Origin of the sequence: Paenibacillus rhizosphaerae, from assembly GCF_014192015.1 — a bacterium.
In the GTDB taxonomy this organism is placed as follows: Bacteria; Bacillota; Bacilli; order Paenibacillales; family Paenibacillaceae; genus Paenibacillus_AQ; species Paenibacillus_AQ rhizosphaerae.
The window spans coordinates 1,723,512-1,736,551 of record NZ_JACHXJ010000001.1 but is presented as its reverse complement, the minus strand read 5'-3'; the positions used below and the strand labels follow the sequence as shown (position 1 = coordinate 1,736,551).

The 13,040-nt window shown below is 50.4% G+C and carries 10 protein-coding genes; 6 read left to right on the top strand and 4 right to left on the bottom strand.

Features of this window, described 5'->3' with window-relative positions:
* Positions 1–124: 124 nt before the first annotated feature.
* From FHS19_RS07500 to FHS19_RS07490, 3 genes are all read right to left on the bottom strand, one after another.
* Complete coding sequence (locus FHS19_RS07500) at positions 125–670, bottom strand: helix-turn-helix domain-containing protein (RefSeq protein WP_183580818.1); 546 nt, start codon at positions 668–670, stop codon at positions 125–127.
* A gap of 527 nt (positions 671–1,197) precedes the next feature.
* Positions 1,198–2,133 (bottom strand): VanZ family protein, encoded by a 936-nt coding sequence (locus FHS19_RS07495; RefSeq protein WP_183580815.1) that lies wholly within the window; start codon positions 2,131–2,133, stop codon positions 1,198–1,200.
* A gap of 259 nt (positions 2,134–2,392) precedes the next feature.
* Entirely contained in the window at positions 2,393–4,525 is a 2,133-nt protein-coding gene (locus tag FHS19_RS07490) for a GMC family oxidoreductase (protein ID WP_183580812.1), read from the bottom strand.
* Positions 4,526–4,861: 336 nt separating this feature from the next.
* Between FHS19_RS07490 and FHS19_RS07485 the strand changes: the two genes are divergently transcribed.
* On the top strand, positions 4,862–5,473 hold the full coding sequence (locus FHS19_RS07485; RefSeq protein WP_183580809.1) for a nitroreductase family protein: 612 nt from the start codon (positions 4,862–4,864) through the stop codon (positions 5,471–5,473).
* Positions 5,474–5,674: 201 nt separating this feature from the next.
* Here FHS19_RS07485 and FHS19_RS07480 read toward each other — a convergent pair whose 3' ends face one another.
* Positions 5,675–6,673 carry an aldo/keto reductase gene (locus FHS19_RS07480; RefSeq protein WP_183580806.1) on the bottom strand — a complete coding sequence of 333 codons (999 nt, stop codon included), beginning with the start codon at positions 6,671–6,673 and terminating at the stop codon, positions 5,675–5,677.
* 115 nt (positions 6,674–6,788) lie between these two features.
* On the opposite strand from FHS19_RS07480, the gene pdxR reads away from it, so the two are divergent.
* From pdxR to FHS19_RS07455, 5 genes are all read left to right on the top strand, one after another.
* A complete protein-coding gene (gene pdxR, locus FHS19_RS07475; protein ID WP_183580803.1) occupies positions 6,789–8,207 on the top strand; it encodes a MocR-like pyridoxine biosynthesis transcription factor PdxR in 1,419 nt (472 codons plus the stop codon).
* A 204-nt stretch (positions 8,208–8,411) separates the two neighbouring features.
* Positions 8,412–9,290, top strand: coding sequence for an alpha/beta fold hydrolase (locus tag FHS19_RS07470; protein WP_183580801.1), 879 nt, complete (start codon positions 8,412–8,414; stop codon positions 9,288–9,290).
* Positions 9,291–9,555: 265 nt separating this feature from the next.
* Complete coding sequence (locus tag FHS19_RS07465; protein ID WP_183580799.1) at positions 9,556–10,512, top strand: ABC transporter permease; 957 nt, start codon at positions 9,556–9,558, stop codon at positions 10,510–10,512.
* 13 nt (positions 10,513–10,525) lie between these two features.
* Positions 10,526–11,455 carry a carbohydrate ABC transporter permease gene (locus FHS19_RS07460; protein ID WP_183580797.1) on the top strand — a complete coding sequence of 310 codons (930 nt, stop codon included), beginning with the start codon at positions 10,526–10,528 and terminating at the stop codon, positions 11,453–11,455.
* Between the two features lie 80 nt (positions 11,456–11,535).
* A complete protein-coding gene (locus tag FHS19_RS07455; RefSeq protein WP_183580795.1) occupies positions 11,536–13,032 on the top strand; it encodes an ABC transporter substrate-binding protein in 1,497 nt (498 codons plus the stop codon).
* Positions 13,033–13,040 lie beyond the last annotated feature (8 nt).

The window sequence follows — 13,040 nt, the reverse complement described above, 5'->3', positions numbered from 1 at the left end:
ATGCCCATCCGGGTTTCAAGTAAATTGAAGGTATTGGCGCTGCCAACCGTTTACAAGAATCCTGTATGAGCATGGTACAACATGGACAGAAATCAACTTACCAGGCTTTGTCAGACATACGGACTCAAGCTTTGGAATCCGAACAAAAAACCGACAAATACTTTACTTCGTCCGTGACGGGCGTATATTTATGATTTTCGTAGGAATCAAAGTACAGGCTGTCACCTGCATGCAGTGTATAAGCTTCCTGGCCGACATAATAAATCATGGTCCCTTCGAGCACATAAATGAATTCCTGCCCGACATGGGAGACCGTCCGCTTCTCCGTCTTTCCTTTCTTAGCCACAAAATAAAAAGGCTGCATCAACTTCTCGGGCCGCTCGGCCGCAATGGCCGAAAACGAATATCCTTTCTCCGACGCGACCATCTTATCCAGGGTTGCAGTCATCGTGGTATACACTGTCCCGTTTTGGTCGCTGTCATCAAGCAAAATGGATATTTTGGTTCCAAGCGCTTCGGCGATTTTGATCAGCGTACCGATGGGCGGAACCGTTTTCCCATTTTCGATTTTGGAAAGCAGGCTTTTGGTAAAGCCGCAGGCATGGGCGATTTCGTCCAAGGTCCGATTTTGGTCCTTGCGAATTTTCCGGATTTTACTCCCCAATTCCATCACATTGATCTCCTGAATAGAATGAAATTCAACTTAGTTTAATAAAATGAAACAATATTTAATGACCATTGTCAATAAAATTTTCCAATTTGTTCAGGCATTTTTGCCGTGCGGAAACCATCATACACCACAAAAAAAGGGAGTATCCTTCTAGGACACCCCCCTGTTCTCATAAATTAATGTCATAAATGATTAATATCATGAAGTGCGGTTAACTTCAGTTCCCGCATAGCCGTACCCCAGGACAGGAAGCAGTATGCTTTACAAAAGTTAATAACATTAAGAACCGCGCTTTCTCTTTGCCAGTCCCCAGTGCGTAATTGGATGATCAGGAGTATGGGAATACCTGCAATCAGAGCATCTAAAAGGTTTGCAGCAAATCTGATCCAACATCCTGCTTTGCGTTCTTGCATCCTTGGCGACTTTGAACAGGGAACAACCAAAATGCTTCATGTTCATAATCCTGATTTCACCAATATTTAGGGTTGAAGGCTATACAGCTTTGAACAACATATAAAGCATGAGCGCTAATTCCAAAAATACTTCATTTCTCTGTATCCGAGATCCCACAATCTCGCATTTCCCTCAATGATGATCGTAAGGTTATTTGCTTTTTCAATTGGAATTTCGTACGTTTCTACTTCTCTATCTTGATAGGTCGGTGCTTCTGTGTGCAGGAGCTGCTGCCCATCAACCCTAATCAACAACGTTCCTCCCTGCTTCACATCATGGCCCGCTCCTCCATACTTGAAGTAAAGAATGATATCTCTTCCGCTTAGATTCGAAGTGTAAGCTGCAGCAGTTCGTTCTTTGAAACTGAAAACATTGTAATGAGGCACCACCTGTTCGCTGCTCAACTCAAAGGGATACGGTGTTGTGCTTTGAACAGCATTTCCGCTGCCGTTCTTCAGTTCGTTGATGGCAATAAATGTTCCTTCCCTTTTGGTGAAAGCCACTTCTATAACCTCGCAGAAGCCCCATACTGCGGCAAATAAAAACAATGTGGACAAGCCTGAAATGACAAGCTGGTTCCTCATCGTCTTAGCGTGTGATCCCAAGCTGTAAGCAGCGTATCCGACGGAAGCACCTATTGAATTTTGAATCGCGTCGTTGATATCACCACTGCCTAGAAAAGTGAGCATCTGCACCGTTTCGACCACCAAAATGGACAAAAAGAACAGGGTAATAAATCGCATGTAACGCATGGGAAACAACATTGGGATCAAAAAGCCGAAAGGAATAAATGCAGCGAAGTTGCCAAAACCAAACAGAGCCATCAAGGAAAAACGAAACAAATCCGGCAAATCCGGCACATGATAAAAATAACTGGGCGCAAAGATAAACTCGTACTCCGTTATCCGCTGCGATGCCTCGATTCTGCCAAAAGCAAACAACATAAAATACAAAATCAGTAATGTATAAAGAATGATGATGATCATGATGACCTTGCGGTTCGTTGCCATAAGTTCTACTCCCTATTGCGAAATAAGTGGATTATCTTCCGCAAGTTTATCCCAAGTTTTATACTTCTCCTAGGGCTCTTCCTTACACCAAACTTACACGGCTGTCATACAAGGGTAAAACTCAGAAAAAAAGAGCATCGGGTAAACCGCGCACCCTGTGCTCAAATGGTAATCAAAGGTTATAGGAAAACTTTCCCTCCTGCCTATTGATGAAGGGTTATAAACGCCAACATCCTGATCTTTACTGCTGATAACAGCTTTAGCCGTGCTTCACGATGTTTTCCGAAGTCCGGAATGCCAAAGCTAGTATCGTCAGCACCGGATTCACTCCGCCATTGGTGACATGCACGGACCCGTCACTCACCCACAGGTTGTCGTAACCGTGTACGCGTCCCGTTGGATCGGTGACCGAGGTAGTGGGATCATTCCCCATCCGGAGCGTGCCTGCCTGATGCTGTCCGGCACTCAGCCCGGTTCCCGGACTCGTTCGCCAAACCTGGCGGGCACCGGCAGTCCAAAGCCACTTCTCGGCCTGTTCGCCCAGCATCCCCGCCGCACGCAGCGATTCCGGATGAACACGACCCGAAAGCTGAGCGACTGGCATACCGAAACGGTCTTTGACCGTCCGTGAGAGCCGGACTCTCGATTCCGCCGTCGGGATCTCTTGAATTGGCCCCTGGATCTGGCTGGTGCGTAAATAGCTGCTACGCATCGCTTCTTTGCCTGCGAGTCCCCATCTCGGGGCGTCGGGGGCAAGTGCCCTGTACCAATGGATAAGGGGCAGCCGGGTGAATTCGTTGGCGAGGAGTCCGCCCCCGATCACGCCGCCGCCATTGTCATGGGCGAACCGAAGCGTGGCAATGCTGACACCGGGACCAAGGCCGTCTTGGACCGGATCGTCCATGAGACCGTACGCGCCCGTGTAGACATGGCCCTGCAGATTTCGGCCGACTTGGCCGTACCGGTTGCCAATGCCGTCCGGCTCCGCTTCGGTAGCCGAGTTCAGCAGCAAACGCGCGCTTTCGATCGCGCCGGCGGCTACGATGACTTGACCGGCTGCCACCCGTTGTCGCCGGATCGTCCCGCCCGCTTCCTGCACCAGCCGAACCCCGGTGGCCCGCTTGCCACCTTCGGATTCAATCCGCTCCACCATCGTATCGCAGATGATATCACAGTTGCCGGTTGCGGCTGCTCTCACAAGCATCGTGTTATGTCCCCCGTTTTTACTATTGGTTGGACAGGCGAAACCGACGCATTGACCGCATTGGCCGCATGCCGGCCTGCCGTCCCGTTCGACCGAGTTGATCAGCAGCGGGACCGATCCGGCGTCCCAACCCAAACGGGCTGCCGCTTCCGCCAGCCGCCGCGCTTCCGTCGTCAAGGGCATCGCCGGCATCGGATAAGGTCGGCTCCGCTTGGCATGCCCAGCGTGGGCGTTCCCGTCTCCGGATACGCCAACCTCCCATTCGGCCCTTACATAATAAGGCTCCAGATCCTCGTACGTGATCGGCCAGTCGCTAAGGGAACTCCCGTCCGGGATGCCGTAGTGGCTGGCCATTCGAAAATCTTCCGGATGGAATCGCCACGCCTGGGCGCCGTACACCCGTGTACCGCCGCCGACTGTCATGGCGTTATTGTGGTAATCTCCTTCATAAGGAGCCGTGATTCTCTCTTCCCCTGCGGCGGCCAGAAATGTCCGCGGACTGCCATCCAGATCCGGTCCGGTATTGTGGCCGTATTTGCTCAGCCGGTGGTTGCGCAAATGATCACGGCCTACCTGGTCGTATCGAAGCCAACGGCCGCGTTCAATGACGAGGACGCGCATGCCTGACTCAGCCAGCACCGCCGCCGCTACGGATCCGCCCGCCCCAGCTCCAATAACGACGGCATCGTAGTGGGCTTGTAGCTGATCGAACGTTCGCAGCGGCAAATCTGCTTCAGCGGGCAGTCCCTGTTCGCCGGATACCGGACCCGGCCGGAAACCGATCATTTCCCATGACTTACCCTCGCGATTGCCGCCGGATTCAGGATTTCCATAGTAGCCTTCGACGACAAACTCCAGCAATGCGTTGAAGAACACGGGAGACGAAACCGGCCAATCGCGGACTCGGTCATGCTGGACATCCTGCAGCAATTTATCCTGTTGATCGTCGGTCAGTTCTGAAAATGCGCGCCCATACCGGGACGACGCTTCCGACTCGAGTGCGTGAAGGCCCGGTTCAATCAGCTTGCTCCAGGTCGAGGGATCCTCATCAGCCCTCCGTTCCATATAGACGAGTGCGCCTCCGCTGGCCGCTGACGGCCACTCATTTTCCGGAATAAATCGGTTGGAGACTGCTTCCAATATGGAATGCCACTCGATTAATATGGATGTTTGATCGATCTGATTCATTTGCTGCCACCTTTCTTCTTGTTCGGATTCTCGCTCCTTGATTGTTCGTTAACCTTGGAACAGACTAAGCCAGTGCATCAATCAAATGTTTGCCGGTTCACTGTAACCGTTATCACTTTAAAGAGATGCATCTATAATTCTCTTTATTCATTCCTAAACCCTTCTTAAAACTACGGCCTTTCCGCAAATGGACCCAATCATCCATCAAAGAATTTGATTTGACTATATCCGAGTTAAATCATATATTTAATTATATTTAATTTGTAAGTACGTAAGTTTAAGTAAGCAGCCAGGACATAACTGTAAATTTTCATTTGAAAAGGAGAGAAATCGTATATGAGCAACGTTCAATCCATCGTCAATGAAATATTGCCTGAGGTGCAAGGTCAGCGTAAATCCGAATATCCGGTAAGCCCGCTTTTTCTGAACCGCTGGTCTACACGCGCATTTTCCAACCGGAAAGTCAGCGATCAGGACCTTTATACCATCCTTGAAGCCGCACACTGGGCCCCATCCTCTTATAATGATCAGCCATGGCGCTTTATTGTCGCTAAAACCGATGAGCAGCTCAGCAAGTTCCATTCATTTTTAAGTGAATTCAATCTAACCTGGGCGTCCGGTGCGCCAGTTCTCATTGTCATCGCTTCCGACAAACTTAGAGAAAACGGCGACCCGAATGGTGCCCATGTTTTCGACGCCGGTGCAGCCTGGGCTTCCTTGGCGATTCAAGCGACGATCCTCGGTCTGCACACGCATGCCATCGGCGGTTTTGACCGCAATAAAGCCCGTGAAGTATTGAACATACCGGATCAAATCGAGCTTCATGCCGTGATTGCCCTCGGTTATTTGGGCGACAAATCTGTACTGCCGGAAGCGATCCAGCAGCGCGAAGTGCCGAATGACCGCCGTCCGCTGAACGAGCTTGTTTTTGAAGGAAAATTTGAATAAAGTAAGCCGCTGCGCCACATCTACTTAACCAATACGAATACAGATAAGTTTAGAAGCTGGCCGATCCTGGCCAGCTTTTACTATGCTGCATACGTCCCAATGAAAAAAGAACAACCCCTTGGAGAACCAAGGGGTTGCCTACTATCAACAATTTAAGCTTTGACGAGTTTACATAATATATTTTATGTTAACTGAATGCGATTATGCTTCCGTTACAGCCAGAAGCTCGGCGATGTCACCCATCTGAGCATCCGTTAACGGGCCAAATTCCAGCGCTTTTGCATTTTCCGTCACTTGCTTGACGGTACGAAAGCCCGGAATTGGAATCGTTACGTCGCTTCTGGCCCATATCCAGGCAAGTGCGCCTTGGGCCAGCGACCGTCCTCCCGAGGTCAATACCTCGCGGATTGAACGCAATTGCCCGGTCAATTTAGGCGACGGAACCCCATCTTTAAAATACGTGAGCCAATCCAAGTCATTGCGCTGCCGAATATCTTTCGAATCCAGCACGTTGACAATTTCAGAGTATTTCCCCGTCAGCAGGCCCATGGCAAGCGGACCACGGTTAATACTGGCTAACCGGTTGCGTTCGCAAACGTCCAGCATTGCATCGTTGTCAATAAAGACGTTGAAATCATGCTGGATCGCCGTACAGTGCTTGCTCTCCGCGAAGATTTCTGCTCGATCCGTCGTATCTGTAGACCAACCGAAGAAGCGAATTTTCCCCTCCGTTACCAGTTCCTCAAGCACGTCGACGACTTCCTGGGCCAAGTCTATCGGGTAATCACCCAGATGAAATTGATAGAGATCGATATAATCCGTACCCAACCTGCGGAGTGAAGCCTCGCATGCCGATTTGATGTATTCGCGGCTTGCGTTCGATCCTGTCGCTAATTTGGTTTCTTCGTTCGTAACATACCCGAACTTCGTTGCCAACACGGCCTGATTCCTTCTCCCCTTCAACGCTTGTCCGATCACCCGCTCGCTGTGACCGGCTCCGGAATTATCGGAGGTGTCGATAAACTGGATGCCGCTATCGAGCGCACAGTGGATCGCGGCAATGGATTCCCGGTCGTCCACTTCACCCCATCCGAACGGCTTGCCCGTTTCCTCGTCAAACCAAGGTCCCCCAATCGCCCAGCCTCCGATGCCAAGCGCGCTAACCTCGATGCCCGATCTTCCCAATGTTCGTTTAAACATTCCTTCTCATCTCCTTTGTGCGTGTGCTTCAGCTTCAGTATAATGAAGGTAATTGGTCAACATAAGAACCAAAAAGAACGTGTAATTTAAGAACCAATTAAAAGGAGACACCCCTATGTTCGGCTTTAGAGCAATGGCAGGTGCAGGTTCCGTAACCCAGCAGTTATGCGGCTACCTGCGCCAGGAAATTGAAAGCGGTGCACTCGCACCCGGTCTTCAGCTGCCGCCGACGCGACGGGCCGCCGTGGACCTTGGCATTGCACGCAACATTGTGATCGAAGTGTACGAGCAATTGACCGCCGAAGGATATTTGAACTCCAGAGCCGGCTCCGGAACGTTTGTCGCTGAAGGTATCGAAGCCCGCAAAGTGATGAAAATCGATCCCGCTTCTTCTTCGGCACCATCTGCCCGGGTCGAGTCCGTTCCTAAGAAACCGAAGCTTATCGACTTTGACGGAGGTCTGCCCGATTTATCTCAATTTCCCCGCAGGCTATGGAGCAAATACGTGCGGGAGATGACCGATTCGGCGGCGGAAGACGTATTTTCTTACGGCAATATTCAAGGGCTGCCTGCTCTGCGGGAGGCCATTGCGGGTTATTTGTACCGGGTGAAGGGCATGGCATGCAGCATGAACCAAATCGTCATTACGTCGGGGACTTCCGAAGGAATGCTGCTGCTGGCGTCTACCCTCTCGGCTCGTTTTCATACGGTTTACGCTGAAGAGCCGACGATCGGGTTTGTCGGTGATATTTTCCAAAGATTAAACTATAACATCCATCCGGTCGAGGTTGATCATCAGGGGATGCAGATCCACCGGATCGAGCCTCATTCACCTGCCGGTCTGATCGTGCTGACGCCCTCCCACCAATACCCGACAGGCAGCATTCTCTCGATTCAACGGAGGCAGATGGCCATCGCGCTTGCTGAAAAGGCCGGTCACTATATCATTGAGGATGACTATGACAGCGAATTCCGGCATAAAGGCGCACCGGTCCCTCCGCTGCAGCTTCTTGCCCCGAACAAGGTCATCTATGCAGGTACGTATAGCAAAACGCTGTCGCCTGCCCTGCGGATCGGATTCCTCATCGTCCCCCCGGAAATGATCGAGCCGGTTATTCGCACCAAAATAGAACTAAACCTGACGACTTCCGGTATCATGCAGTCGGCGCTTGCACGTTTTATCCTGGACGGTCATTTTGACAGGCATATTCATAAAATGAGAGCGGTATACAAGCGTAAGCGCCTCTACATAGCGGAACAATGCCGAAGCTTATTCGGTGACCGCGTTGAACTGCTGGGAGATGAAGCCGGGATGCATGTCCAGCTCCATTTTAAGCAGGATGTTTACGGTCCGATGGACTGGCACAAAATTGAAGACTTCGGCGTCCGCCTCTCCGCCTTTGAAGACTATGCCAGGTTGAAAGGCTGTTCCCCCGGCAAGGTGGTGCTCGGATACGGGAATCTGACGGAGGGGGAAATATCCGAAGGGCTGCGTAGAGTCCAGCTGTTTACGGAATCGTGGAGATTGACCTGAGTTATAGTTAACATTTCATAATTGGTATTTGTTTCGATGAATATCGATTCACTGGCGATGTCTTTGCTTAAAGTTGAACCTTCAAGTGCTGCAACAATATTATTTCGCGATAAACTCAAGTATATCAACGAAAAAAACCAGCAAAACCGAAAGATTGCATGAATGTTATATGATGACTGTATAGACCATTTGGGAGTGAAGAATATGGAAAAAGTCATCAAGCTCAAAGATTCGTCCGACATCAAAGTCGGATTGGCGGGACCGGCCGGAGGCAAAACGATCATGCTGCCTGTCGCCAAGGAATCCGTGTACGGACAAGAAGCTGATAGCCTCAAGCTGTGGGGTGTCGATCCCGAATCCGGACAGCATTTCGTCGAAGGGCTCGCGGATGCATTCCAAGTCTTGTACTTTGATTATGAAGGTCATCGCATGAAGCATCCCAATCCCGACCAATTAACACCGGACCAGATCGCAGAAGATCTGCTGTTCATCGCTGATGAAATGAATGTCCGCCGGTTTAGCTACTATGGCTACTCCTGGCTGGCACTGGTCGGGCTGCAATTGGCTATCCGCACGGATCGTCTAGAAGGCTTGATCATGGGCGGATTTCCGCCAATGGACGGGCCTTATAAGGAAATGATGGTGGTGACCCGCAGTACTTACGAACAAGCAGTACGCAATCAGAATACCCCCGCAAGGGAAGAATGGCAGGAATCGGGCAATCCGGAAAAGGTGGATTGGGATCAGGTGCAGGTTAAGATCGACACCAATCAAACCAAACAGTTTATGACGCTGTACCAGCATTTGATGGATTTTGTCGACCGTGAGGTGAGTCTGAGCCCGGACGTTCCGAAGCTGGCTTTTGCCGGTGAGAAAGATATGATCGTGTACGGGGAAAACTTCGGCGGAGTCACTGTGGACATTGCCGGTATTTTGCGGCGAAACCAGCAAGTTTTGGAAGAAATGGGCTGGGATGTTCGCATCTTAAACGGCGACGAGATGGATCATACCAAAGCCATGCACCCGGAGACGGTGCTTCCGGTCATCAAGCCCTGGCTGCTGTCCAATCTGCTAACCGATTAGAGATGTTCCGCTAACGCTTTTCAAGATGATCCAATCGATTATCATTCAAATAATATACGTTATTCATTATTCATTTAAAGGCATCCGGTTTAAGGAACCGGGTGCCTTTATGCGTTTTATCGACAAAAATTCATACTCACCTAACGTTTTTTGACTATAGTATCAAGTTTGTTATCTGGATGCATGGAATCTTCCTTTTATACAATGAATTTACGAAGCGCAAGCTGCAATAAGAGAAACAAAACCACCGGAAGGAGTGACTAACATGAGTTTAAAAGCCGAGCAAAGCCACAAGCGTAAGCGCTTACGTCCACGTTGGCACAAGCAGGATACGGAACTGACCCTGCTCGCCTTGCCGACGACCATATGGTATATCCTCTTCTGCTTCCTACCTATGTTCGGGATTATTATCGCCTTTAAAAATTTTAGAATTAGCGGCGGATTCCTGAGCAATGTGTTCAACAGCCCGTGGATCGGCTTCAAAAACTTCGAGTTCCTGTTCAAATCGAACGACGCTTGGATCATCATCCGCAACACGATTGGATACAACTTGATCTTTATCGTTCTGGGCATCGTCCTCCCTGTTCTATTCGCCATTATGGTAGGACTGCTGCACAGCCGGAAGGCCAGCAAAATCTATCAAACGATGATGTTCCTTCCCTATTTTTTATCTTGGGTTGTCGTATCGGCCGTTGGGTGGGCTTTCCTTAGCTTTGACAAGGGAATCGTCAACCAAATGCTTGTCAGTATGGGCAGCGACCCGGTGAACTGGTACATGGAACCGAAATACTGGCCGTTTTTCCTGATTCTCTTAAACGTCTGGAAAGGCCTGGGCTATGGAATGATTATCTACTTGGCCACCATCACGAGCATTGACAGCACTTATTACGAGGCCGCGGTGATCGATGGCGCCTCGATCTGGCAGCAGACGAGATTTATTACGCTGCCGATGCTGAAGCTGGTCATCGTCATGATGTTTATCTTGGCGGTCGGGCGCATTTTCTACACCGATTTCGGCTTGTTCTACCAGGTCACGCGGGACTCCAATTCCTTGTTCAACGTGTCTACGACTATCGATGTCATGGTATATAAGCAGCTGAAAACCGCTACTGTCGGGATGGCCTCCGCTGCTGCATTCGTGCAGTCCGTTCTGGGCTGTGCCACCATTCTGATCGCCAACTGGATTGTCCGCAAAATCGATCCGGAAAGCGCAATGATGTAAGGAGGTAGGGACGATGTCAACACGAACGGCTTACGATACGGGCCTGGAGAAATTTAATCGTACCCACAGAGTCGTCGATGTCATTTTCCATCTGATATTTATCGTCTTGGCGCTGATCTGTGTCATTCCTGTCGTTGTAGTTCTGTCCATCTCATTTTCCAGTGAAGACTCGATCCGTGAGACGGGATATCACATACTGCCGACCGTACTATCGGGTGATGCATACGCCTATATCGCCAAACAGGGGACGACGATTCTGAGGGCGCTCGGCGTGTCGGTTCTCGTCACTGTGATAGGGACCGTGCTCGGCGTCCTGCTGACCGCTTCCATGGGATACGTCATTTCCCGCCCCAACTACAAGCTGAAGGGGTTTCTGACCTGGATTGTATTCATTCCGATGGTGTTCAACGGCGGTTTGGTGTCCAGCTACTTTATCAACACCAATTTATTGGGTCTGAAAGACAGCATCTGGGCCCTGATTCTGCCGCTGGCCGTCTCATCGTTTAACGTGATCATCTGCAAAACGTTTTTCAAAAGCACGATTCCCGACGGACTCATCGAATCGGCGGAAATCGATGGCGCGAGCCAGCTGAGGATCTTCTTCTCCATCGTCCTCCCGATCTCCCTGCCTGTGATCGCGACGATTGGATTGTTTCTCTGCTTTGCTTACTGGAATGACTGGTTTCAATCGATGCTGTATATCGACAACCAGAACCTGTACTCGCTGCAGGCCCTGCTCAACAGCCTGATGAGCAATGTCGATGCACTGGCAAAGAATGCCGCAAGCATGGGCGTCAGCTACGCCGTACTTGTCGCGACGATGCCGAAGGAATCCGCGCGGATGGCCGTGGCGATTCTCATCGTTTTGCCTGTAGCCTGCGCCTACCCGTTCTTCCAGAAGTATTTTATCTCCGGGCTCACGGTCGGTGCTGTTAAAGGATAATGACGAAATAAGCCAAGACATCTTGGTTTATGATAAATCACTGTTTCAAGGTGATCTAACATCTATAAGGGGGAATTGGAATGAAAAGATCTTTCAGGTTCATCTCTACGCTCTGCTTGCTGACCCTTCTGGCCACAGCTCTGGCAGCCTGCGGCGGCTCGAAGCCTGCATCTACACCCGATGGATCGCAGACGACCACAGAGCCGTCGAAGGAAACGTCGACAACCAGCAAGGATGTTCCGACATTGGTCTGGTGGACAATCGGCGGCCAGGTGCCGAGCAACTTCAGCAAGGCGGTTGACGCCATGAATGCCTACACGGCCGAAAAGATCGGCGTGAAAGTGGACATCAAGGTAGCCAGCTGGGGCGAATGGGACACGAAGATGAACACCATCGTCAATACCGGCGAGCCTTTCGACATTATGTTCACGAACAGCGGTAAGTACAGCAAGCAGGTCGCGATGGGTGCTTTTGCCGATATTACCGATCTGGTTCAAAGCGAAACGCCTGACCTGTACAAGCTGATTCCGCAAAATGTCTGGGACGGCACCAAAATCGGCGGGAAGTATTATTCCGTCCCGACCTATAAGGATTCCGCGTTGACGCAGTATTGGGTATTCGATGACAAGTATGTGCAGAAATACAATATCGACATCAACAACATCAAGACGCTGCAGGATCTCGACAAGCCGCTTCATGATATGAAGGCCGGCGAAGGCAAAAGCTTCTACCCGCTGCCGATGACCCAAGGTGAAGGCCTGAACGGATTCTTTAACGATTATGACGATTTAACGCTGGGCTTCCCTCCGATCGGCGTAAAAGCGGACGATGCATCGCGCAAGGTCGTTTCCGTTCTGGAACAGCCTGACGTCATGGCCAACCTGAAGCTTCTGCATCAATGGTATCAAGACGGCATCATCAATCCGGATGCTCCGACCAAAACCGAAGCTGACAAAGGCAGACCGTTCTTTGCGGCACAAGCCTTCCCTGGCGCTGAAGTCAGCTGGCAAATCAATGATAACGTCCAGAAATACGACATGGTTCAACATTACGGACCGATCTACACCACGAGTACAATTCAAGGTTCTCTGAACGCGATTTCGGCAAATTCGAAATATCAGAAGGAAGCATTGAAGTACCTTGAACTGGTCAATACCGATCCGAAGCTGCGCAACATGCTGGCCTTTGGCGAGCTGGGCGTAGACTACAAAAACGTCGACGGCGAAAAGGTAATCGAGCGTACAACCGATACTTGGCCGCTGGCTGCTTACACCCAAGGCACGTTCTTTAATCTGGCGGTGACGAAAGGTGCTCCGGAAGATCAATGGGAACAGGTTAAAAAATTGAACGAGGCTGCCTCCTCCTCCACGATCCTTGGCTTCGCGCTCGACATCAGCAATCTGCAGACCGAAGTGGCGAACTGCCAAGCCGTATGGGACAAATACAAGTATGAACTCATTACCGGCGCATCCGATCCGGAGAAAATGGTGCCGAAAATTACGGCTGAACTGAAGTCGGCCGGCATGGACACGATTATGAAAGCGGCTCAAGAGCAAATCGATAACTACTTCAAGTAAAAGAAATG